Source organism: Nostoc sp. DedSLP03 (assembly GCF_034530815.1).
Taxonomy (GTDB): Bacteria; Cyanobacteriota; Cyanobacteriia; order Cyanobacteriales; family Nostocaceae; genus Nostoc.
In genome coordinates this window covers 1-23484 of sequence record NZ_JAVRCK010000037.1, presented here as the reverse complement: position 1 = coordinate 23484, position 23484 = coordinate 1, and the positions used below count along the sequence as shown (strand labels likewise).

The window sequence follows — 23484 nt, the reverse complement described above, 5'->3', positions numbered from 1 at the left end:
ATGATAATCTTGCCATTAATAATCACAATCACAGTTTAATCTCATAGGCCGATGTGGAAGTAAACATTTTCAGGATTTACTTAAACAGCCCCTTTAAAAATTTGTAATCCACCCTTTCAACGTTATGCAAAACCTGTCGCTAATGTTAGTGCCTGTACTCGCTGCCCAGAAAGCAGCCGGTGACGGTTTAATTAAACCTCTTGGTCATCACGAGCTGCTGTTGGTGCTAGTGGAACTGTCACTATTGCTTTTGGTAGCGCGGGGATTAGGTGAGTTGATGCGCCGGATTAACCTACCGCCTGTTGTTGGAGAATTACTGGCGGGTGTGCTGCTTGGCCCTTCTTTATTTGGTTTGCTTTTTCCAGATTTACAGGCGCACATCTTTCCCAAAAGTCAAGAACAGTCTAATTTACTTTCGGTGATTTCTTGGTTAGGCGTGTTATTTTTGCTGATTGTGACTGGGTTGGAGACGGATCTCAAGCTGATTCTTCGTAAGGGTAAAACGGCTCTTTTGATTTCACTGGGCGGAATTATTGTCCCGTTTATCACCGGATTTGGACTGGGCTGGCTATTGCCAGATAGTTTTTTAGCCGACCCAGAAAAGCGATTGGTATTTAGTCTATTTATCGCCACAGCAATGAGTATTTCAGCAGTACCAGTGATTGCGAAGGTGCTGATGGACTTAAATCTGATTCGCCGTGACATTGGTCAAGTTACCTTAGCCGCTGGGATGACTGACGACACTATCGGCTGGATTTTGCTTTCTGTGGTTTCAGGTTTAGCTAGTAGCGGCAAATTTGACTTTGGGACAATTTTCCATTCTGTAACCGCAGCTATATTATTTCTAGGGATCGCCTTTACAATTGGGCGTACCATTGTAGACCAGATTTTGCGCTGGGTTGATGACTATGTTGGTGGAATTGCCGCGAGTATGTCGGTTGTGCTGATTCTTTCGCTCTCGGCAGCAGCACTTACCCACGCATTAGGATTAGAAGCAGCATTAGGTGCTTTCGTGCTAGGGATTCTGGCAGGTCAATCCCGCCGCTTTAGCAATGAAGCTGGACACATGCTAGAAGTTTTTACAGCAAGCTTTCTAGCGCCAATTTTCTTTGCCTCAGCTGGCTTGAAAGTTAACTTGGAAACTCTGTTAGTCCCTAAAACGCTGATATTCGGCTTGATTGTTCTGGTTGTCGCCTGTGTTGGCAAATTTACAGGTGCTTACCTTGGTTCTCGTGCGGGCGGCTTGAGTCATTGGGAAGGTTTGGCGATGGGTTCCGGGATGAATGCTCGCGGGGCGATGGAAATTGTCGTTGCCACCATTGGTTTATCTTTGGGAGTGCTGAATCCCCAGATGTACTCGATTATTGTCATGGTAGCGATCGTCACTTCCCTAATGGCTCCACCACTGCTGCGCTGGTGTTTGTCGAAGGTGGTTATGGGTGAAGAGGAAGCTCGACGTTTGGAACAAGAAGAACAGGATAGCCGCAGCTTTATCAAGCAGATTCACCGTGTCCTAATACCTACTAGTGGTGGTCCCAACATCCAACTGGCGGCACAACTAGTCGGTTACATGGCTCACCAAAACTCGATAGAAGTTACATCTTTATATGCTCTGAGTGATAAGCAACCTCAAAGCAAAGCGCGCCGGATAGAGGCAACCCAGGTTAAAGATACTGCCGCCGAACAAGCTCTGACTGCTGTGACTGAGGAAATGCAGCTACCTGCTGATACCACCCTACAAACAAAAACGGAGTCGGGGCGTAATAAAGCGGAGGTAATTTTGAATGAAGCAAACAAAAACTATGACTTGATTGTATTGGGAGCTTCAGAACAGATCCGCCCCCAGAAAGCATTGTTCAATTTGCTTGTCGATCGGGTTGTCCAAGAAGCACCTTGTGCAACGATGGTAGTAAAGTCGCATCTACCCCAACCGAAAGGCGAGATATGCAAAATTCCTCAACAACAGCTCAAAAAGATTTTGGTGCCAACGGTGGGGACAGAATATAGTAAAAATGCTGTAGAGATGGCAAGTACGATCGCAGCTCAAACCGGGGCATTAGTTACGATCGTTAACGTAATTAATTTGCCACAGGTTGAGTATATTCTTTACGAACAGCGATCGCTAGCTCCAGTCAAAGAAATTGCTCACGATATGCTCGAACAGCAAGCAGAAATTGCCCGCAATCTGGGTGCTGATGTCAAAACCTATATTCTTCAAGGAACCAGCCCAGAAAAGGAAATCCTCAAGTTTGCCAAAACTCAGGAAGTTGACTTAATTCTTCTAGGGAGTAGTATCCGAATGGTTACGGGTCGCGTTTTCTTCGGTCATAGAGTCGATACAATTCTGAGTAAAGCTCATTGCCCAGTAGCAGTAATTACTGTGCCATAAAAGTGCTAAGTGCTGTTAGCGATAGCGGGGCGTTTAGCCAGTGCTAAATATAAACCCAGTTGCTCTAAAGCTTTGAGCAATCAACACTGTCCTAATACCAATTGGAAAAAAGAATGCGACAAATAAACCATTTGTAGAGACGCGATTCATCGCGTCTTTACCCAAGAATATGTTCCAATCATTAATTGAATTGGCATAACATATCTGACTACAGCTATATATTTATGTCATAGACATTGCAAAAAAGAATGTAGAGATGTAGCAATGCTACTTCTCTACAAGGGTTCTAGATAACGCATATTTAATTTCACCAAATGTCTAATGATTCGATCTTAGCGCGAAGCTCTGGATGTTACGGATCTTTGTAAATTAGCTAGAGCGCGATTGTAATCCAAAATAGCTGTGACTCGATTACCTTCTGCTCTTGTCAGGTCATTTTCAGCATCAATTACCTCTGTTTGAGTACCCACACCAGCTTGAAACCTCAACCTTGCTAAATTCAGAGCTTCCCTGGCTTGATTTAAAGCCACACTAGAAGTCTGCACATTATTTAAATTGGATTGCAATTGAGCATAATACTGTTCTACATCAAAACGAATTTGGTCGCGCTGGCTAGCAAATTGAGTCTCTGCGATCGCAATATTAGCTCTCGACTGAGCCGCTCTTGCTCTTGCTGCTCCCCCTTCAAATAAAGTTAGATTGCCTTGAAGTCCTACTGAATAACCATCAGTAATGCTCGCGCCATCATTATACCGATCTAGCAGATTGTAGTTGCCTACCAAACTAACTTGCGGCCCTAGCTGTGAAAGTGCCTGTCGTCGCTGTTGCTCGGAAATATTACGTTGTGCCAAATACTGTTGCAACTCTGGACGATTTTGAAACGCTTGGACAATACTTTGTTCTACCGTCTGCGACCAAAGACCCGCTAATTGTACAGGATCTGAGGCAGTAATATCAACTGACTGCGACAAACTTAACAACGTGGCAAGCTGACGACGGGCAATTTGCTGCTGTGAGATCGCATTAGTCAGTTGTTGTTGGGAGTTTGCTAAATTCACCTGAGCTTGCAGCACATCGAACCGCGTACCCACTCCAGCCTGTTCTCTGGCTTGAGTATCCCGCAAACTGGCCTGGGCATTGATCACAGCAGACTGATTAATTCTGACTAGTTGATCTGCTTGTTGCAAATCGTAGTATAGAGTTGTGGCATTCAAGCTAATTGTCAAAGACTGACTTTCAACATTTAATTCATCTACCCGTAGCTGTTCTTCTGCGGCTCGGATACTTGCTAGTGTGTTCCCAGAACTATAGAGATTATAATTCAGTTGTGCTGAACCATTAAAAGTGGTGCTAGCTTGAGATGAATTGTTAGTAAAACCATTACCACTATTAGTCACACTACTGTTTATTCCCAGAGTCGGAAATAAGGCAGCTTGAGACTCGCGTAGTGCCGAACGACTGCGTTCTAGCTGTAATATAGCTACCTGTAAATCTCGATTGTTGCGTTTTGCGAGTTCCAAAGCTTGTGCCAAACTGATTGGCACAGTTCCCTGAATCCTTACTTCCTCCGGTTTAGTTGGAAATTGCAGAGGGTTGGGATTGGGGTTGAGGCGATCGGGAACTTGTACAGAGCTTGAAGAATTCTGTGCTTTTAGCGGAGTTGCTGCACTTACTGCATTTGGAAGAAGAATCGCCAACGCGACAGGAACCCAGGCAGAATGCACGAAGAATAAGCTGAAATTCATAATCTAGATATAGTCATTAATTAGGTTTTTTGAGGATATAATTAAAAGTTTTCATCCTGATTGACCTAAGATGTTTAAATCTTAAATTCCTCCTTAGAAGGTTAATCTTAACAAATTAGCCGACAATCAAACCATCCTGAACTCGAATAATCCTTCTGGTTTGAGCAGCGATATCAGGTTCATGAGTGACAATCACAATTGTGATCCCTTGGTCATTAAGTTCAGTCAGTAAACTCATCACCTCATGGGAAGTTTCAGTATCTAAAGCTCCTGTTGGCTCATCTGCCAAAACTAATGCAGGTCGGTTGACCAAAGCACGAGCGATCGCTACTCGTTGCTGTTGTCCGCCAGAGAGTTGACTAGGACGGTTAGCTATACGTCCCCCTAATCCTACCCTTTCTAAGGCTTCTAATGCCCTTTCTCGGCGTTTTGGCTTGGGTAAATTGGCGTAAACCATTGGCAACATAACGTTTTCTAACGCTGTCGCCCGTGCCAATAAGTTAAATTGTTGAAACACAAAACCTATCCTTTGGTTGCGGATATAGGCTAATTCATCATCATCAAAAGTCGTTAGGTTTCTGCCTTCAAAAATATAATCTCCAGTTGTCGGACGATCCAGACATCCCAAAATATTCATCAGCGTAGATTTACCCGAACCTGACGCACCCATAATTGAGACATATTCTCCTTCCTCAATAGAGAGTTCAATTCCCTTGAGTATGGGAACACTAACTTCTCCTAAGTGGTAGGTTTTGGTAATAGATTCCATCCAAATCATTGTTGGCATATTGATTTCAGATTAATAATTTTTTAGTTGTTGTTTGGAAATTTTCAAAAAGCTAGATTGACTGTATAACCTGCAAATAATTCAAATTTTGTCACTAAATATTTGCAAATCATCTACAAGGTTATAGAAAATATAATGTAGTTACTGTAATTCAATCCCATAATCACCATCTAATTAAAATTGGTAGTTGCGAGTCAAATTCTTGTGAATTACCTTTTTTGGCGTTATCAAACTCTATTTCTAGTTGGTAAAAACTGCACTGTGAAAATTGCACTAATCCCAGATCGATTAGCGTTCTCACTTCAGCAGAAAATTTTTGATCGCCGGGTAAGGTGACTTGTAATGCTGTAATTTCTTTAAATCCAACTTGATGAACTAAAGGAGGTCGCCGTTCTAAAGGTAAATTTCTAGGTTTTTTAGTTGCGGGTGAAATGAAAATCAAGGGTTCTGATAAATTGTCACTATTGGTTGCGATCGCAATAGAAGCTTCTGGTGTCCGATATTTTGCATGGTAATCCCAAGTAGGAAATGGTATTTCTCGTAAATCTGATGCTGTTGACCGGAATGAAATGCCAAAAGGACAAGCCTGTGTTTCTTGCCAACGGCAGCGTGACCACAAACCTGTAGGGCGAACAAGAGGAGACTGGATTTCGTTAGCGTCAAAAAGCCAAAGTAACTCAAGATAAGCATTATCAAAGAAAAAGCAAACATTTGCAGTTCCTTGGCCTCGATGAATTCTCCGAGTCCCTTCTGTGAGTCCAAAAGCAGTTAGTATGTCTGCTGGTGGTGCTTCTGGTTCAACACAGATAAAGATATGGTCTAGTTCAAGTTGCATATATTCACCTGTTTTCAGAGAAGCTTTTAATTTTTAAATTTTCAAGTTTTAATTATTTAGTCACTACGTAAAGCAGTAATTGGATCTAATTTAGATGCGTTCCGTGCTGGAATCACCCCAGCGATTAAGCCAACAGTTAACGAGAGTGCAAAGCCAGCAATAATTGACAATAAAGAAATTACAAACGGGAATTTGAAAACGTTTGCAGCCACAAAGGCTAATAAAACGCCAGTCACCATGCCAATACCTCCGCCGACAATGGAAATCACAATCGCTTCCGCTAAAAATTGATTAAGTATTGCTGAATTAGTGGCTCCTACGGCTTTGCGAATCCCAATTTCTCGCGTCCGCTCGACTACAGAAACTAGCATAATGTTAGCAATACCAATGCCACCAACAACCAGAGAAATTCCCGCGATCGCTACCACCATGACTGTAAATAAACCCACAATACTAGTAAAGGTACTAACAATATCAGCTTGATTAGTCAGCCGAAAATCATCAGCTTGTGGCGGATAAATGTTATGACGCAGCCGTAAAAGATTGGTGACTTGAAACTGAGCGGCTTCTAACTGCTCTTGATTCGCGCCTTTGACTAAAATTCCACTTACAGAAACGCCTACCAAAGCATTATTCCCAACTAGTCTCTTCGACATACTAGTTAGAGGAATAAAAATCTGATCATCTCGATCCATCGGCCCCTGAGCGCCTTTAGGTTCCATCACCCCAATTACTTCATAAGCCTCTCCTTGAATCCGAATTCTCTCACCGATCGGATTTACACCTTGTGCAAAGAGTGTTTTTAGAACTGTCGGGCCAAGAATAGCAAGCTGTGCGGCAGTATCTAGTTCTTCTTGAGTAAAATATCTCCCTTGTTGGGGGTGAGTATTTCTGATTTCTGGGTAGTTCAAATCAGTGCCATAAATGGTCGTTGAGGTGTTTTGCCCTGCATAGACAACTTGAGCAGTCCGTTGGAGATAAGCAGAAACCAGCTGTGCTGATGGCGCTTGTGTAGCGATCGCTTTCGCATCTTCCCAGGTCAAGGTACTGCTAGAACCTACTCCTTGACGGACATTTCCACTTCTTGCCGCACCAGCTAAAATTTGGATGACATCTGTACCCAATGCTTGGATCTGTTGCTCAACCCCTTTTTGTACTCCCTGACCGACAGAAGTAATGGCAATAACTGAAGAAATCCCAATAATCACGCCCAACATAGTTAGACCTGTGCGTAATTTGTTACTCCACAGAGTCTCTGCTGCCATTGTCAAAATTTCCAGCAATGGTACTGTGCGGGTATTCTTAGCTTTGTAAAAGCCCTTAAATATCTTAAACATAATGTTTTATTTAAAGAAGAATGCAGAATTGAGAATCCAGAATTCAGAATCAATTAGTGGAGGAATTAAACTCATATATTTACCCGCCAGTCAAACTTGAATTCATACTGAATTCTGAGCAAAGGCGTAGCGTCTTTGGCTTTGCTCCTTACTCCTGAATTCTTTATTGTCAAAACTAACTTTAAGGAGAACCACTGCCTTGAGAACGACCACCACCGGCAGAACCACCGCCTTGAGAACGACCTCCTGAGCCACCGGCTCCTCTTCCGCCTCCTCCTCCGGCTCCACCTCCACCTAGACCAGGGAAAACTCCTCCTCTTGGTGTTGATTGCGGACGCGATCCTGGTGGGAAACTGAGCAATACCCTTTCGTCTCCTGTCAATCCAGACTTAACTTCGGTAAAGTTATTTGCGGTGACGCCAGTCTCAATGCGAGTGAACACAGGTCTGTTATTTTTTCCTTGCACAAACACGCCTGTGGCATTTTCTTGGCGTACCACCGAGGCTGTTGGCACTACTAAAACATTTTGAACTTGACCGACTTGAAAATCTATTTCTGCATTCATCCCAGACCGCAATAGTCTTTGAGGGTCTAAAAGTGATACTCTCACTTCAAAACTGGTGACGTTTTGCTCTACTATTGCTTGGGCAGCAATTTGGCTGACTTTACCTTCAAAGGTTTTTCCTGGGTAGGCATCTGCTTTAATCGAGACTTTTTGACCAAGGCTGATTTTAGAAATATTTGTTTCCGCTAAATTGGCGACAACTTCATTTGTGGAAGCTAGAGACAAGATTGAAGAAGAAGAAGAAGAAGCTACTTCACTACTAGCAGTTGTCGGTGTCACGAAAGCGCCTGGATCGGCATACTTCTTTGTCACCACACCATCAAAGGGTGCGCGAATAATCGTGTCATTGATTTCGGCTTGGATGTTTTGCAGCGAACCACGAGCCGATGTTACCTGGGCACGAGCAGCATTAATATCTTCTTGGCGCGTTCCGGCTTTCAAAAGTGCCAAAGCTTGCTGTCTCTGCTTCACTACAGCTCGTGCTTGCTCAACGTCTTCTGGACGCGATCCGGCTTTTTGCAGAGCCAGTGCTTGCTGTGCTTCATTTACATTCGCTTGGGCACTGTCGCGATTGGAGCGGTTTTGGTTAAGAGTCTGAAGGGAAATACCACCTGCATTGTAAAGTTGCTGATTGCGAGCAAAATCATCTTCGGCTTGGCGAAGGGCGGCTTGAGCGCTTTGCAAGCGTGCTTGTGCTTGGGCAATATCTTGAGAGCGATTACCTGCGATCGCTTTTTGCAAATTCGCCTCGGCTTCGTCTAATGCTCCCTGTGATTGGGCAATATCTTGAGGACGATTACCTGCGATCGCTTTTTGCAAATTCGCCTCGGCTTGTGCCAATTGTCCTTGAGCGGAGGTAAGTTGTCCCCGGAGGTTGGAATCATCCATGTAAGCGACAATCTGTCCTTGTTTGACGATATCTCCTTCTTTCGCCAGCAGGCTTTTCAAGATGCCGGAATTTTTCGGGCTAAGGTTGATTGACCGCTCAGGTTTCACCGTTCCGTTCGCTGAAACTGTGATTGTTAAACTCTGCCTTTCTACAGGTCTTGTCAGCACTCTGCGTCTGGCTTCTTGACGAGGAGCAACCGTTACTTGGTAATAAACGGCATAGCCAATTCCACCCAAAAGGCAAAGAGCAATTAGCCAAGAGAGCCAATTACGTCTGACCTTTTTTTTCTTTACCTCTGGAACCAAAACTGGGGATTCTACGGTATTTGGTGTATCAATTTTCATATCCATTTTGTCTATAAGGAACGGCTACCGAGCTAGTTATTCACGGCTAAAACTATAGCCTGGTAGCCTAATACTGACAATGATTTTGAGTTTTTAGTGTTTTAAAGGTTTATTTGCAGTACCAATCCGCTAGGAAGTCTGAAGTAATCATCATGCACTCTTACTAATCTCCCAGCAGGAACAATTTCCTGATTGGGAAGAAGAATATCCCCGTTAGGAAGTCTGAAATAACCTCGATCGCGCAGTCTGACTACGGATCTAGCAGGAATAATTTGCCCATTGGGATATCTGATATCACCATTACCAAGTCTGACTACTCTGCTATTAAATTGGTTGTCACGATTCCAATTATCTCGATCTCTAGGGTTTCTGACTTCTACAGGATATGTTCTGCGATCGCGGTTCCAATTTTCCCTGTCTCTAGAGTTTCTGACTTCTCTAGAATTGGATCTACCGTCGCGGTTCCAATCTCGATCGCGATCGCCATTAACGTAGACTTTCGTCTGGGCACTTGCAGGTGCAGTCAAGAGAGTGGGAACAACGATCAAGGCAGCAGCAGCTAATACAATCGATATCCGGTTTGGTTTCAACATGGAATCAACTCCTTATTTACATTAAAGTTCTATTCTGCTGAGGTATGGATTAAGCAATCTTAGACAGTTGCTTTTTTTGATATCAAAGTGTTTAATATTTTCCTCATCGTATAAATTCATACATAATAATTATCATTCAAAACATCCAAATTGATGTATGACCAAAGTCACTAGTAATTCCAGACTGATGTATGACCAAAGTCATCAATTATTGGGTATGGGGCATGGGGTATTAGGCATGGGGCATAGAGCATTGGGAAAGAGGAGGCAGAAGGCAGAAGTTCTAAAATTTTTGAATTTTGAATTTTGAATTTTGAATTGATTTCTCCCCCTGCCTCCTGCCTTCTGCCTTTCTTTGTAAGATTTTGCTACCGTCAACAGCGCAGATCGTTTAAGCTAGCTGAAAGATTCTTTGATTAGTGGCTTAAAGGCGGTAGTGTGCCTAAACATGTTCGTTTGATTTCTCTTTTAATGGTCTGTAGTTTATGGAGTATGCCAAAAGCCGCTAACGCGCAGGCATTAATACCCCATACACTGCAACTAGATGCGACAAAGTTAGAAAAACAGGGGTTGAGCTTGGCCCAAGAGGCGGCTCAACTAGCTCAGTTTCAACAGGTTGATTTAGCTTTGCCACGAGCGCGGCTGGCTAGTCAACTCGCTCCTGGGAATGATAAAGTGTGGTTGCTCTTAGGTGGATTGCAGTTGCAATCCAAAGAGTTTGATGGGGCGATCGCTAGTCTGAAAAAAGCGCAATCTCTCAACCCCAAAAATGGTGATATTTTGTTTGCTTTGGGTTCAGCGAATTTTCAGCAGAAAAATTACCAGGCTGCTGTTGTCAATTATCAAGATGGTTTGAAATTAAAACCCAACGATCCAGAGGGATTATTTGATTTGGGTAATGCTTATTATTTACTGGGTAAATTGCCAGATGCGATCGCCCAGTACGATAAAGCCGTCTCCCAAGATAAAAAATTCTGGCCCGCGCTCAACAATATTGGCTTAATCAACTACGAGCAGGGTAATGTCGCCGAAGCAATTAAGCGATGGCAATCTGCTGTAACCCTTGACAAACAAGCAGCAGAACCTTTATTGGCCTTGGCAGTGGCACTATATACTAAAGGCGATGCCTCCGGCGAGCTACGCTTACGCCAACAAGGACTAACCTTGGGAGAAACTGCACTCCGTATCGATTCGCGCTATGCTAATTTGAATTTCCTCAAAGAAAATCTTTGGGGCGATCGTCTACTGTCTGATACGAAAAAATTCCTAGAATTACCACGTATTCAAGCAGCCATACAGCAACGAGAAAATTCATCATCAGCGCCTACGCCTAGAAAACAGCCGACTCAATAGGAGTTAGAAGTTAGGAGTTAGAAGTTAAAAGTTAAATATTTCAACTGCTCACTCATAACTCTTAACTCTTAATTCTCCTATTACCACTTGCTTAAAAGTACCTTTTCGTAGTACATCTATACTAGATAAATACAGGAATTAGTTGCCCAAAAACATTGGTAAGCAAGTATTCCTGAAAATAAGTAGTTAATTCTCAGTGTTAGTCTGTGGGTAGAAGTGCGATGATTTGGTCAACGAACTGTTGATGGTCAACAACTGGTTTAGAAATGTAGCCATCAGCACCGCTTTGCTTGAGAAAGTTCTCGCGATCGCCTTCCATAGCATGTGCTGTCACCAGAATTACAGGTAAGTTTGCTGTTTTTGGATCGGATTTTAACATTTGTGTAATCTTAATTCCATCAACAGACTTGCCTTGGTAAACACTTCTGGAGAGAGAAACATCCATCAAAATCAGGTCGGCTTCTCCTGATTGGGCAATTTTGATGACTTCTTCAACATTTTCAGTGTGTTTTACACCCAAGCCACCACGCTTGGACAAAATTTTGGAAAAAACACGAGCATTAATTAGATCGTCTTCGACAATTAAAACAGTTTTCATGAGAATTTTAGTTATAGAGGTGAGGAGATTCAAGAATTCCAGAATACAAAATTAAAGATTTGCAATCATGATCAAAAGAAGTCAGAAGACAGAATTCACAATTCAGAATACCCCAACACTCAAGTCAGGGGTAAGAGTCATGGAAAGAATTTTTTCTTCTCCCAAGGGGAGACGCTAAGAGCGAACACGCGCGTTAAAATCGCTTGCTCTAAACCTCAATTTTCTATCCAGTCCCACAGAATCCATTTTGAATTCTGTCTCCCGAATTATAAATTTTTCTTCGGGAAGTATCATGGCTACTAAGTTTATGTAGATTATACTCGTGTGCATCCTTTTTAATACTCAATGTGCATCTTCGTCATCAAGGATGATACTACTGCTTTTTCTTCTGTGACTATCAAAATTTTGTTATGAATCTCATTTCATCCGTTATGCTGTGGTTGCCGCAGTGTTGAGTTCCATCGGCTTTTGTGTAGTTAAATTTCAGGGAAAAAACTCATGGCAAAACAGTTAAACCTTCTCTCAACGGGACAGGTAATTCCAACAGCCCTGCATACCGAGATGCAACGGTCTTATCTAGAATATGCCATGAGCGTGATTGTCGGGCGAGCGCTACCAGACGTGCGTGATGGCTTAAAACCAGTGCATCGGCGCATTTTGTATGCAATGCACGAACTCGGTTTGGTACCAGATAGACCCTATCGAAAATGTGCCCGTGTAGTGGGTGATGTGTTAGGTAAATACCATCCCCACGGCGACCAATCAGTTTACGATGCTTTAGTCAGGCTGGTGCAGGATTTTTCTAGCCGCTATCCCTTGCTAGCAGGACATGGTAACTTTGGCAGCGTCGATAATGACCCGCCAGCGGCGATGCGCTACACAGAAACGCGCCTTGCACCCATTAGCCATGAGGGAATGCTGACAGAAATTGGTGAAGAAACTGTGGAATTTGTCGGGAACTTTGATAATTCCCAGCAAGAACCAACGGTGTTACCTGCTCAGTTGCCGTTTCTGTTACTTAATGGCTGTTCTGGTATTGCTGTGGGAATGGCAACAAATGTACCACCCCACAATTTGGGGGAAGTTGTCGATGGGTTAATTGCTTTAATCGACAACCCAGATTTGCCAGATGAAAAATTATTTGAGCTAATTCCAGGGCCAGATTTCCCCACTGGTGGAGAAATAGTTGGTGAAGCGGGAATTCGGGAAGCATATACCACTGGTAAAGGTGGAATTCTGCTGCGGGGAGTCGCAACTGTAGAGGAAATTCCCGCTGCTAGGGGAAGCAAGCGCCGGACGGCAATTATCATTACAGAATTGCCTTATCAAGTGAATAAGGCTGCCTGGATTGAGAAGGTAGCGGACTTAGTAAATCAAGGACGCTTGCAAGGAATTTCCGATCTTCGGGATGAGAGCGATCGCGAAGGGATGCGGGTGGTAATTGAACTCAAACGCGATACCAATCCCCAAGAAGTTCTCCAGCATTTATATCAGCAAACTGCTTTACAAATGACTTTTGGGGCGATTCTGCTGGCAATCGTCGATGGACAACCCCGCCAGTTAAGTTTGCGTCAACTGTTGCAGGAGTTTTTGAGATTCCGAGAAGAGACGCTGAACCGTCGCTACAATTACGAGTTGGATAAAGCCCAAAGTCGCGTGCATTTGGTAGAAGGTTTGCTGAAAGCGCTGTCTAATTTGGATGAGGTAATTAGAATTTTGCGCCAAGCTCCCGATGGGAGTACGGCAAAAATTAATCTTTGTAACCAACTGGATTTGAGTGAGGCACAAGGAGATGCAATTTTGGCTATGCCGTTGCGCCGCCTCACCAGTTTAGAACAGGAAAATTTGCAGCAGGAATTTGAGCAGTTAAGCGAACAAATTAGATTGTTGGAGCTATTACTGAGCGATCGCCGCGAATTATTGAAGGCGCTGAAAAAAGATTTGCGATCGCTCAAACGCAAGTACAGCGATCCCCGACGCACGAAAATTGCAGAGGAGCAAAAGTATAAGGCAGAGGAGCAGAAGGGCAGAGGGGCAGAGGAGGAAGAACTTAAATCTTCGGAACCAGTAGAGGAAGCGATTTTAGAATTTACCCAACGGGGTTATGTCCGTCGCACCCAACCATCTGGGAGAAAGTCAAAAGCTGAAAATGGTCTGCACGATCATGACTTCATTATCCAAACTGTGTTGACTGACACAGGGAAAGACTTGCTAATACTAACTGGTGGCGGCAAAGTGTATCCGGTGAATGTGGGAGAAATTCCCTTAACTACTGGGCGTTCTCCACGAGGAAAACCTTTAATTACTATGCTCAGTAATACTGCTCAAGGCGCTCAAGAAGCTGTGGTCAGCCGCTTTTTGCTCCCGGAAAACCTCGAAAATAGGCAGATGATTCTCCTAACAAAACAGGGAAGAATTAAGCGTCTGTCTCTGGGAGAATTTACTAACCTGACTCGGCGCGGAATCACAATTTTGAAGCTCAAAGACGATGATGAATTGTCATTTACCCAGTTCACCAAACCAGGGGATCATCTGATTTTAGCTAGTTCCGGTGGGCGAATATTGCGCTTTGCAGTCAATGATGAACAATTGCCGATCATGGGACGCACAGCGATGGGTTTACAAGCATTTCGACTATTGAGAAATCAGCAAATGGTTGGCTGTGTCACTGTCGGTAAAGATGACCAATTGCTGCTAGTTACTCAAGAAGGATATGCCAAGCGGATGGCTGCGAGTCAGTTAAGAGCGGCTAATCGCGGCGATTTAGGCACGCAAGCGCTGAAATTTGCTAGCAAAACTGACAACTTAGCTGGTATGGTCATAGCGATGCCAACTCTTGGAGACAATACGCGAACAGCGGGCTACGCCAACGCATCTGCCGAGATAGCTTTAGTAACGAATAAAGAGCGGGTCGTGCGGATACCTATGGAAACAGTGCCGCTCTTAGGTAGAGATGTCAAAGGTGAAAGCATCCTCCAACTCAACCGCGATGAAAAAATCATCACCGTGGCGGAAGTGCGATCGTAAATTAAGGTGATGTTCAACTTGCGACAAGCCAACTTGCAGGATTTAGAGGCGCTAATCCAACTGCGTCTCGAACTCCTGCGGGAAACTGGCGATATTAAAGGTGACTCTGACACCACAAATCTAGCAGAAGCAACTCGAAAATATCTTGGCGAAAAAATACCCACGGGTGAGTTTTTAGCTTGGGTAGCTGAAGTGGATAGTCAAATTGTTGCTACTAGCGGCTTGGTATTTTTTCAACGACCCCCTTACAATGGCAATTTTTCAGGCTTAGAAGGCTACATTATGAACGTTTATACGATTCCGATGTGGCGAGGACACGGAATTGCAACAGCATTATTAAAGGAAATTATCAGCTTTGTGAGAGCAACTGAAGCAAAACGCCTCTGGCTTCACACCACTGAGGATGGTAAACATATCTACGAGAAGCTTGGTTTTGTCTCGACTGCAAAAGAAATGGAAATTGTCTGGTAGTAACTTAAATTCTCAATAATTTTTTTATTTTAAAAGGCAAAAAATATTTAAGATCAAGCAATTTAACTAAATTAATTGATAAATAGTCTCAATAGTATGAGATTATTTATAAAGCTAAAAGTCTATATAACATTTCTTTCACCTCAGAAAATCTCACTGAAGGTTGATGTTTTAGTCTGTATAAATAGCTATTTCTATTTATGTCAAGCTATGGAAACAAAAATATAAAAAATGTTGCCTTTATGAAAATATTTGTTATATTAGTTTACATAAGGCAATAAACATTAAAAATTGAATTTGGAGTTCTAACCATGACAAATGCAACCACAACAAAAGTCACTACTCCCGTAATTGAAGATCGCAACGCTTGGCGTTGGGGCTTTACCCCACAAGCAGAAATTTGGAACGGTCGCTTGGCAATGATTGGCTTTTTAGCAGCCGTTTTGGTTGAGCTTTTTTCTGGTCAAGGCTTTCTACATTTTTGGGGCATCCTATAATAAGAATAAGTTTTAATATTTAAGATGACCTATAAATAAAAAAACCTGGAGTGCTAATTCACTACCAGGTTTTATTTTTTTGTCATTTGTCAGTTGTCATTTGTCATTTGTTTATTCACTAATGACCAATGACTAATGACTATTGACTAATGACTACCGAATATACTCTTTGAGAACGCTGTTACGATTTGGGTGGCGTAACTTGCGGAGTGCCTTCGCCTCAATTTGACGAATCCGTTCGCGGGTGACGTTGAAAATCTGTCCGATTTCCTCAAGGGTCTTCATCCGACCATCATCCAAACCGTAACGCAGTCTGAGAACGTCGCGTTCGCGTGGGCTGAGACTGTCGAGGACTTTTTCAAGGTCTTCGCGCAGAAGATTTTTGGAAACTTGGTCTTCTGGTGTCTCACCATCGGATTCAATAAAATCGCCCAATCGAGAATCTTCTTCTTTACCAATTGGCGTTTCTAATGAAATTGGTAACTGGGCAGATTTCGCAATAAACCGCAACTTCTCAATGGTCATTTCCATGCGAGTAGCGATTTCTTCCTCGGTGGGTTTGCGACCCATTTCTTGAGATAGTAACTTGGTAGTTTTCTTAATCCGAGAAATGGTTTCGTAGAGGTGAACTGGAAGCCGAATTGTGCGGGATTGATCTGCGATCGCGCGGGTAATTGCTTGACGAATCCACCATGTAGCGTATGTAGAAAACTTATAACCTTTTTCGTGGTCAAACTTTTCAGCGGCACGAATCAAACCGAGACTGCCTTCCTGAATTAAGTCCTGGAACGACAAACCACGATTCATGTATTTCTTAGCAATTGAAACTACAAGACGGAGGTTAGATTGCACCATCTTGTCTTTCGCCCGACGACCAACATGGAGGCGATAACGAAAGGCTGGTAGTGGCAGTTGTACTGCTTCTGCCCATTCACTATCTCGAGGATCGCGATCTAATTGCTCCGAGAGTCTTTCGCGTACTCTCTCTAATTCCAGCAAATCGGCTATTTTCCGCGCCAATTCAATTTCTTCGTCTGCCCGCAACAGACGAATTCTACCAATTTCTTGCAAGTAAAGCCGAATTGAATCTTCTGTATAGTGCTTTTTCTTGCTTTGTGTCCGACGACGCGATTTAGCGGCTTTTCCAGACTTTGCGTCGTCCTCATCAGACTGAGGCTCTAAAAATTCCTCGTCACCTTCATCTACGATCAGCAAGTCCTCTTCATCGTCTATTAAGAGTTCTTCTAACTCGAGCTCAGGCTGATTCATTATTTCTAGGTCAGGCTGATATATGCTTTCGAGTACGTTGTTAGCCTGGTTCATGCCGCGTTCCTCATGCTCCTTGCAGAATCAATTACTCAAGATGTGTTTACTGCTCTTTTAAACGAGCCAATTGCCAACCGAAAATAAGCTTTTTGGCAGATTTGCCAGAGATATTTTCAGAGGTTTTAGACCTCCGGTAGGAGGGTTTTTACTTTAGTTTAAGCAACTACTAAAGGTGACTTGCTCACTTTAGTAAACGTTATATGTGTTGCTATCACATATTGCTTTCAACTAACTGGTCAAAAGAAAGACTCGCCTTTATCAAAAAATTTACCACTCTATACAAATGAGTTCATACTGTTGGCAGATTTTTGTATAAAGACTCTTCCGATTGTAGCCTGTTTCACAGAAATTGCACTCTTTTTGTGTATTAATCATGAATTCATTAAGCAACTTTTAGCTACTTTCACCAAAAAGACATTGAAAACGGGATTTATACCCTGGAATTTTTTCTTTACTTTTCGGAATTGCAGTGACGCTCTTATTACATTACGAAGTAAGTACGCTTGCTTATGCCGAATTTCATGTATTTTACACAACATTAATTACTGAGAAAGAGTGCATTATATGTTAACTCAGACTATTCGTCTTAACCTACCCATTTTTACATTTCCTTCATAAATTAAGCATCCCTTAGACTAAAACGGGTATTGTCCTTGGGTAAATACAACAACCGTGGTGGTGCTTGCCTGAAAGCAGTTAACCTTTTACGTACTACCTACCTTAACTGAGGAGTTGAGGCGGTGGCAAAATCGACTCGAGCGGAGATCAATTTAGGTTTACTAATTCGGTCTTATTCACACGTTAGCGCACTGTGGTGATTTCAGCCCTATGAAACTTGACAAACTTTTTTTATTGTATACAAGGATATTTTAATCAATTCAAAAACAATTTGTCCTGCGAACTTGCCAATTTCATCTTACTTTTAGGCAAAAGTACATTAGATACATACAAGACGATCGCGATCGCCACAGCACTACATGAAGATATTAACAAGTTTTCAGCCTTCTGGTGTGTACTTTCAACAGCTATTACCTCGAACACAGAGAACCCAGCAGATTACCTGATGATTTAGTTAAAAAGATTTTTTACGTAAACTAATTGTAAATTTAAATACTTTTGTTTCAGTAATTTTTTGTCATCTGATGATGAGAAATCCTCAAAATACTTATTAATTGCTGTTGGATAGATGATATTTAGTTATTTCCTTAAAGCATAACAAATGTGTTTCTAGCTAGTGGTTCAAATTAATCAGCGAGTCAGAGCAAAGAGTATTATCTGGACTAACTTTCCAATCAAGTTGGTAGTTTTGCTAACAATCGAGGATTGATTGTTTCGAAAATATTGACAATTGGTAAATTATATGTGTCTACAAACGAAGAATGAAATATCTGTAGTTTTTTGTAGTGAAGTCTATTACTTGTATGACAAGTCAACTTAATTTTTTTATTGATTATTAGAGATTAATTCAAAATCACAGTGGCTTTCAAAGTTGAAAACTGGAGACTATGAACTTTGCAGAACTAGCGTGGTGTTGGGGTGGTGTTTAGACTTGCAGGAAAATTAGGTGGCACAAGTACCCGATCAACTACATGAACGATGCCGTTGCTAGCTGGGATGTCTGGCTGAGTCACCTTAGCGTTGTTGACTGTGATTGAGTTGCTGGCACGATTGACTGCGATTTGAACCGGACTACCCTCAACTGTTTTAACTTCTCCAGATGTCAATTGCTGCGAGGTAATTCCTCCAGGTATGACGTGGTAGGACAGAAGCTTGACTAATTGTTGTTTGTTTGCTGGTTGTAAGAGTTGGTCTAGAGTAGCTTTTGGTAAAGCAGAGAAAGCAGCGTCAGTAGGTGCAAATACTGTATAAGGGCCTGGTGTAGCCAATTGTTCAGTTAATCCGGCAGCTTGCACTGCTTGGATGAGAGTTTTAAACTGTCCTTGACTAGCTGTTGACTTTGCCAATTCTGCTAAATTTTGGGTAGCAATAGTGGGAGTAGGAGTTGGCGTGACGGGCAAAACAGTTGTTGAAGGGACAGTTGCTGTAGGAGTTTCTACAACAGGTTGAGCGCAGGCAGACAGAGCAACTAAGCTACCGATGCCAATAATGTTGAACAATGCTTTTCCTACTATGCCTTTGCTCACTTTCATAGCTTTGTCTAGAATCCAGTTAATAAGTAATTATTAACAATAGTTAATGAATTTGTGAATATAGTCACTTATCTAACGACATAATTTGTCATCAACCAAAAGAGGTAGTTTTTATAAAATTTTGGATATAAAGTCTTTACTAAAAAACGTGAGTTAGATAGACGAGTGCTATTTTGACCTCTCTCGCAGCCCCTCTCCTACATTCGCGCACTTGTACTGAGCGAAGCCTAAGTAGTGTCTCGAATGCGAGTACGTCTCTGAAAGAGAAGAGAGGAGAGGAGAGCAAAAACCCTCCTTATACCGTTTCACCTTCAAATTGATACAGATGGCAGGCAGGGAGAGCAGGGGAGGCAGGGGAGGCAGGGGAAGAAAGAAAAGTGATTTGTATCAAAAATTTCGTGAAATGGTATTACTCGTTACTCCTCCCTCGCCTAAAAGGAGAAGAAGGCTGTTCGGGAGAGGTCTGTCGAACTCACGTTAAAATTTGTTGCAGTAATGTCAAGCAATACTTGAAAGCTAAAGATCCCCGATTTCTCAAGGAAATCGGGGATCTTGTTTTTTACGAATGATTTCGGACTGCTGGTACTTAGATATCTAGATCGGTGAAGTTGAGTTTAGAGCCATAGGTTTCGATAAATTCTCGTCTGGGTGCGACCCGATCGCCCATTAAAATTGTGAAGATGCGATCGGCTTCGGCGGCATCCTCAATTTCGACTTGCTTCATTTTACGAGTTTCTGGGTTCATGGTGGTGTCCCAGAGTTGTTGTGGCATCATTTCACCCAAACCTTTGAAGCGTTGGATGGTGTAGTTGGCGTTAGCCGGAAATTTGGCGATCGCTTGATTTTTGTCGCGATCGCTATAGCAGTACTCATGATTACGTCCCCGTTCTACTTTATACAGTGGGGGACAAGCAATATAAATAAAGCCTTGTTCGATGAGCGATCGCTGATATCGATAGAAGAATGTTAACAACAAAGTCCGAATGTGCGCTCCATCTACGTCAGCATCAGTCATGATGACTATCCGGTGATAGCGCAGTTGGGTGGAATCGAATTCATCACCTTTGACACCTAAACCGAGGGCTGTAATTAACGCTTGAACTTCGTTATTTTTATAAATTTTAGCGTCGTCGGTTTTTTCAATGTTGAGAATTTTACCACGTAGAGGCAAGATAGCTTGAGTACGGCGATCGCGTCCTTGTTTTGCACTCCCGCCGGCTGAGTCTCCTTCTACGATGAATATCTCAGATTCGCCAGGATCGCGAGAACTACAATCTGCCAATTTACCGGGTAATGGCGAAGATTCCAGTACGGATTTGCGGCGAACTAATTCCCGTGCATGACGCGCGGCTTCTGCGGCTTTGAAAGCTTGGATAGCTTTATCTAAAATAGCATCAGCAACGCTGGGATGAAATTCTAGATACTCGGTAAGGACTTCTCCTACCAAAGAATCGACAATTCCCCGGACTTCGGTGTTACCGAGTTTAGTCTTAGTTTGTCCTTCAAATTCGGGATCGGGGACTTTAACCGAAATTACCGCAGTCAAACCTTCGCGGACGTGTTCGCCACTGAGGTTAGGTTCATTCTCTTTAATTTTATTTCGTTTGCGGGCGATCGCATTTAATGTCCGCGTCAGAACCGCCTTCAAGCCTTCTAAGTGCGTACCACCATCTACTGTGCGAATATTGTTAGCAAAACCTAGTACATTATCCGTATAAGCATCAGTACACCACTGTAAAGAAACTTCTACTTGTACGTTGTTGCGTTCTCCCTGCACATAGATAATTTCTTCATGTAGTGGCTGCTTCTCACGGTTCATGTACGCAATGTACTCTTTAATGCCACCCTTATACTCGTAGGTTTCTACCTTGGCTGTATCGCTTTTTAGTAGTTCTAAACGGTGGTCACTAAAAGTAATTTTCACCCCTGCATTCAGATACGCCAATTCCCGTAGGCGACCTGATAAAGTGATGTAATCAAACTCAATGCTAGTAGTGAATATTTGGACATCCGGCTTAAAACTAACAGAAGTTCCAGTTCTAGCTTCTTTGTAAGGCTTGACTTGCAGCTCGCTAACTGGGACACCACGTTCATAGCGCTGAAGATGAACCTTTTTATCTCGCCAAACCGTAACTTCTACAACTTCAGATAAGGCATTAACAACAGAAATACCAACCCCGTGCAATCCTCCAGAAACTTTGTAACCACCGCCGCCAAACTTACCACCAGCGTGCAGTACCGTCATTACGGTTTCCAAAGCCGATTTCCCGGTACGCGAGTGAGTATCTACGGGAATACCGCGACCATCATCTGTTACAGTCACCGAACCATCAGCGTTGATATCCACTTCTATATGAGTGCAATGACCCGCCAAAGCCTCATCGATTGAATTGTCCACCACCTCGTAAACTAAATGGTGGAGTCCTCGCGGTCCAGTGGTACCGATGTACATTCCTGGTCTTTTGCGGACGGCTTCCAGACCTTCCAGAACTTGAATCTGATCGGCACTGTAACTGCTCGTCATGTAAACTCTCCTGATGCGTGGGTTTAAAATCGCCGAAAGGCAAATAAAAGTAAAAACACTCCAAAATTGTAACACAAAAGCCTTGCTGGCGTCTGTAGGGCATTTTCAAGAGAAGTTTATACTGGGGTTGCAGTACCGTGGAAGAGGGCAAGGGAGGCAGGGGGAGCAGAGGGAGCAGGGAGCAGGGGGCAGGGGGCAGGGGGCAGGGAGATGGGGGAGACAAGGGGACAAGGAGATAAACAAAACTCCTAACTCCTAACTCCTAACTCATTACTCATTACTCATTACTCAACACTGTTTTGCCCAATGCCCCATAACAAATGACAAATGACAAATGACAAATGACTAAATTAATTGTGATTTGTGGAGCGACGGCAACGGGTAAATCAAGTTTAGCTTTGGCTTTGGCGATGCGTCTGGGTTCTGTAATTCTGAGTGCTGATTCTCGTCAAGTTTACCGTGAGTTTGATATTGGGACAGCTAAACCAACTGTAGCTGAACAAAAATTGGTGTCGCACTATTTAATAGATATCTGCAATCCAGCAGATATGATGACAGTATCAGACTATCAGCAGCAAGCACAAGCTTTAATTGCTTCTGTTGGTGTTACACCACTGTTTCTAGTTGGTGGCACTGGTTTATATATAAGTTCGATTGTCCAAGGGATGAAAATTCCGAGAGTTGCACCACAAATGGAATTGCGATCGCAGCTTGAATCTCTTGGACAACCACAACTCCACGCAATTTTACAACAAGTCGATCCAGTTGCCGCACAAAAAATTCATGGCAATGATTTAGTGCGAACTTTAAGAGCCTTAGAGGTATATTATGTCACTGGTTATCCCATTTCAGAACAGCAAGGGGAGAATCCGCCCAATTATCCGATTTTGCAAATTGGTTTAGATTGCAATGTTGAAAAGTTGCTTGCTCGTATTCAACAGCGTACTGAGCAAATGATAGCAAATGGTTTGGTCGCTGAAGTGGAGTATCTTTGTCAAAAATATGGCGCTGATTTGTCTTTGTTGAATACTTTGGGCTATCAAGAAATTAAACAATATTTGGCTGGGGATATTTCCTTAGATGAAGCGAAAGAATTAACAATTTTGCACACGCGACAATTTGCCAAGCGACAACGCACTTGGTTTCGAGCATATCCGCAAATTGAATGGTTTGATGCAGATGATCCTAATTTATTAGACAAGGTTTGGCATCGGATAAATGAGTTTATAAGTTGCACAAGTTCGTGAGAATTATAAACTCATACAGAGACGCAAAAACCTTTGCGCTTTTACTCTTAGTGTTCTACAGATTGTCGGGATCTACGCCCATAGCCCGTAGCCTTTCTGCTAGCATTTGGGCACGTTGTTCGGCTATGGAAGCGCGTTCATCTCCAGTCGATAAAACATTACCATCTTGGTAGCACCAGCGTAACCAATTATTTTGTCTGCTTTCAAATTCACCTTCCCACAGAGTTATACCTAAACCAACTTGTTCTAACCAATTTTCTGAAGTTTCAAAGTAGCGCCTTCCTCTAAGTTCATAAACGCATAGTAGTTTTTCTCCTAATTGCTGGTTTGGGTCATATACGATGTAGTAACTAGCCCGCATTTGTTCATAAATTTTAAGTTTTTTGCCCAGTTCATCACCTTCTTTATTAGAGACAATTTCGAGTACCACTTCTGGAGGTTTGCCAAAACGCCAAATCATATAACAACGATTTTGTTTTTCCCACCAATTTTGAGATACTTGCACATCTAAGCTGAGAAAAACGTCAGGTACAATTACGGGTTGACCGTCTGTATGGTAGATGCCGACATTAGCTGCTGCTAAAAAAGTCTGCGGCTGTAGAGAACTGTAAAGAGAACTAATTAAAAGGCGTTTCTGTTTGGAAGTAGCAAAATTATCTAAAGTTTCATTTTCAGTGACTAGCTGATTAGCATCTGGCACATAGTAATCATCATCATTGATTAGAACTTACTGAACCATGACTTTATCCAGTACTTAGGTGATTTCTAGGAAAGAATTTACCAATGGAGGTAAAATGTACCCTTGAT

18 protein-coding genes are annotated in these 23484 nt (G+C 42.7%); 7 read left to right on the top strand and 11 right to left on the bottom strand.

Annotation, left to right across the window (positions count from 1 at the left end):
* The first annotated feature begins 142 nt into the window (after positions 1–142).
* Positions 143–2389 carry a cation:proton antiporter gene (locus RM368_RS18725; protein ID WP_322695448.1) on the top strand — a complete coding sequence of 749 codons (2247 nt, stop codon included), beginning with the start codon at positions 143–145 and terminating at the stop codon, positions 2387–2389.
* Positions 2390–2721: 332 nt separating this feature from the next.
* On the opposite strand, the gene RM368_RS18720 is transcribed toward RM368_RS18725, so the two are convergent.
* From RM368_RS18720 to RM368_RS18695, 6 genes are all read right to left on the bottom strand, one after another.
* Positions 2722–4134, bottom strand: a complete 1413-nt coding sequence (locus tag RM368_RS18720; RefSeq protein ID WP_322695447.1) for a TolC family protein — start codon at positions 4132–4134, stop codon at positions 2722–2724.
* Positions 4135–4249: 115 nt separating this feature from the next.
* Positions 4250–4921, bottom strand: coding sequence for an ABC transporter ATP-binding protein (locus RM368_RS18715; protein ID WP_322695446.1), 672 nt, complete (start codon positions 4919–4921; stop codon positions 4250–4252).
* 163 nt (positions 4922–5084) lie between these two features.
* Complete coding sequence (locus RM368_RS18710; RefSeq protein WP_322695445.1) at positions 5085–5756, bottom strand: VOC family protein; 672 nt, start codon at positions 5754–5756, stop codon at positions 5085–5087.
* Positions 5757–5812: 56 nt separating this feature from the next.
* The gene (locus RM368_RS18705) at positions 5813–7093 is read right to left on the bottom strand and encodes an ABC transporter permease (RefSeq protein ID WP_416212244.1); all 1281 of its coding nucleotides are present in this window, start codon (positions 7091–7093) and stop codon (positions 5813–5815) included.
* Between the two features lie 181 nt (positions 7094–7274).
* Positions 7275–8891, bottom strand: a complete 1617-nt coding sequence (locus RM368_RS18700; protein ID WP_322695444.1) for an efflux RND transporter periplasmic adaptor subunit — start codon at positions 8889–8891, stop codon at positions 7275–7277.
* Positions 8892–8992: 101 nt separating this feature from the next.
* The gene (locus RM368_RS18695) at positions 8993–9484 is read right to left on the bottom strand and encodes a hypothetical protein (RefSeq protein WP_322695443.1); all 492 of its coding nucleotides are present in this window, start codon (positions 9482–9484) and stop codon (positions 8993–8995) included.
* 438 nt (positions 9485–9922) lie between these two features.
* Between RM368_RS18695 and RM368_RS18690 the strand changes: the two genes are divergently transcribed.
* Complete coding sequence (locus tag RM368_RS18690; RefSeq protein ID WP_322695442.1) at positions 9923–10837, top strand: tetratricopeptide repeat protein; 915 nt, start codon at positions 9923–9925, stop codon at positions 10835–10837.
* A 199-nt stretch (positions 10838–11036) separates the two neighbouring features.
* Here RM368_RS18690 and RM368_RS18685 read toward each other — a convergent pair whose 3' ends face one another.
* The gene (locus tag RM368_RS18685) at positions 11037–11435 is read right to left on the bottom strand and encodes a response regulator (protein WP_069073372.1); all 399 of its coding nucleotides are present in this window, start codon (positions 11433–11435) and stop codon (positions 11037–11039) included.
* Between the two features lie 498 nt (positions 11436–11933).
* Here RM368_RS18685 and gyrA point away from each other — a divergent pair, with 498 nt between their 5' ends.
* From gyrA to RM368_RS18670, 3 genes are all read left to right on the top strand, one after another.
* Positions 11934–14462 carry a DNA gyrase subunit A gene (gene gyrA / locus RM368_RS18680; protein ID WP_322695441.1) on the top strand — a complete coding sequence of 843 codons (2529 nt, stop codon included), beginning with the start codon at positions 11934–11936 and terminating at the stop codon, positions 14460–14462.
* 9 nt (positions 14463–14471) lie between these two features.
* Positions 14472–14933: a GNAT family N-acetyltransferase gene (locus RM368_RS18675; RefSeq protein WP_322695440.1), complete on the top strand. Its 462-nt coding sequence runs from the start codon at positions 14472–14474 to the stop codon at positions 14931–14933.
* A gap of 311 nt (positions 14934–15244) precedes the next feature.
* The gene (locus RM368_RS18670; protein WP_109009401.1) at positions 15245–15430 is read left to right on the top strand and encodes a chlorophyll a/b-binding protein; all 186 of its coding nucleotides are present in this window, start codon (positions 15245–15247) and stop codon (positions 15428–15430) included.
* A gap of 153 nt (positions 15431–15583) precedes the next feature.
* On the opposite strand, the gene rpoD is transcribed toward RM368_RS18670, so the two are convergent.
* Positions 15584–16753 (bottom strand): RNA polymerase sigma factor RpoD, encoded by a 1170-nt coding sequence (gene rpoD, locus RM368_RS18665; RefSeq protein ID WP_322669476.1) that lies wholly within the window; start codon positions 16751–16753, stop codon positions 15584–15586.
* Positions 16754–17645: 892 nt separating this feature from the next.
* Between rpoD and RM368_RS18660 the strand changes: the two genes are divergently transcribed.
* The gene (locus RM368_RS18660) at positions 17646–17828 is read left to right on the top strand and encodes a hypothetical protein (RefSeq protein ID WP_322695439.1); all 183 of its coding nucleotides are present in this window, start codon (positions 17646–17648) and stop codon (positions 17826–17828) included.
* 448 nt (positions 17829–18276) lie between these two features.
* Here RM368_RS18660 and RM368_RS18655 read toward each other — a convergent pair whose 3' ends face one another.
* The gene (locus RM368_RS18655; protein WP_322695438.1) at positions 18277–18906 is read right to left on the bottom strand and encodes a fasciclin domain-containing protein; all 630 of its coding nucleotides are present in this window, start codon (positions 18904–18906) and stop codon (positions 18277–18279) included.
* A gap of 586 nt (positions 18907–19492) precedes the next feature.
* A complete protein-coding gene (gene gyrB / locus RM368_RS18650; protein WP_322695437.1) occupies positions 19493–21430 on the bottom strand; it encodes a DNA topoisomerase (ATP-hydrolyzing) subunit B in 1938 nt (645 codons plus the stop codon).
* Between the two features lie 341 nt (positions 21431–21771).
* On the opposite strand from gyrB, the gene miaA reads away from it, so the two are divergent.
* Positions 21772–22677, top strand: a complete 906-nt coding sequence (miaA, locus tag RM368_RS18645; protein WP_322695436.1) for a tRNA (adenosine(37)-N6)-dimethylallyltransferase MiaA — start codon at positions 21772–21774, stop codon at positions 22675–22677.
* 55 nt (positions 22678–22732) lie between these two features.
* Here the strand turns inward: miaA and RM368_RS18640 are convergent, their stop codons facing one another.
* Complete coding sequence (locus RM368_RS18640) at positions 22733–23377, bottom strand: Uma2 family endonuclease (protein ID WP_416212243.1); 645 nt, start codon at positions 23375–23377, stop codon at positions 22733–22735.
* Positions 23378–23484: the final 107 nt, after the last annotated feature.

What these genes read in the sequence shown, in the direction of transcription:
- gyrB (WP_322695437.1), bottom strand. Translation starts at nt 21,430, where the DNA reads ATGACGAGCAGTTACAGTGCCGATCAGATTCAAGTTCTGGAAGGTCTG.
- RM368_RS18695 (WP_322695443.1), bottom strand. Translation starts at nt 9,484, where the DNA reads ATGTTGAAACCAAACCGGATATCGATTGTATTAGCTGCTGCTGCCTTG.
- rpoD (WP_322669476.1), bottom strand. Translation starts at nt 16,753, where the DNA reads ATGAACCAGGCTAACAACGTACTCGAAAGCATATATCAGCCTGACCTA.
- RM368_RS18655 (WP_322695438.1), bottom strand. Translation starts at nt 18,906, where the DNA reads ATGAAAGTGAGCAAAGGCATAGTAGGAAAAGCATTGTTCAACATTATT.
- RM368_RS18720 (WP_322695447.1), bottom strand. Translation starts at nt 4,134, where the DNA reads ATGAATTTCAGCTTATTCTTCGTGCATTCTGCCTGGGTTCCTGTCGCG.
- RM368_RS18705 (WP_416212244.1), bottom strand. Translation starts at nt 7,093, where the DNA reads ATGTTTAAGATATTTAAGGGCTTTTACAAAGCTAAGAATACCCGCACA.
- miaA (WP_322695436.1), top strand. Translation starts at nt 21,772, where the DNA reads ATGACTAAATTAATTGTGATTTGTGGAGCGACGGCAACGGGTAAATCA.
- RM368_RS18670 (WP_109009401.1), top strand. Translation starts at nt 15,245, where the DNA reads ATGACAAATGCAACCACAACAAAAGTCACTACTCCCGTAATTGAAGAT.
- RM368_RS18715 (WP_322695446.1), bottom strand. Translation starts at nt 4,921, where the DNA reads ATGCCAACAATGATTTGGATGGAATCTATTACCAAAACCTACCACTTA.
- RM368_RS18700 (WP_322695444.1), bottom strand. Translation starts at nt 8,891, where the DNA reads ATGAAAATTGATACACCAAATACCGTAGAATCCCCAGTTTTGGTTCCA.
- RM368_RS18710 (WP_322695445.1), bottom strand. Translation starts at nt 5,756, where the DNA reads ATGCAACTTGAACTAGACCATATCTTTATCTGTGTTGAACCAGAAGCA.
- RM368_RS18725 (WP_322695448.1), top strand. Translation starts at nt 143, where the DNA reads ATGTTAGTGCCTGTACTCGCTGCCCAGAAAGCAGCCGGTGACGGTTTA.
- RM368_RS18685 (WP_069073372.1), bottom strand. Translation starts at nt 11,435, where the DNA reads ATGAAAACTGTTTTAATTGTCGAAGACGATCTAATTAATGCTCGTGTT.
- gyrA (WP_322695441.1), top strand. Translation starts at nt 11,934, where the DNA reads ATGGCAAAACAGTTAAACCTTCTCTCAACGGGACAGGTAATTCCAACA.
- RM368_RS18675 (WP_322695440.1), top strand. Translation starts at nt 14,472, where the DNA reads ATGTTCAACTTGCGACAAGCCAACTTGCAGGATTTAGAGGCGCTAATC.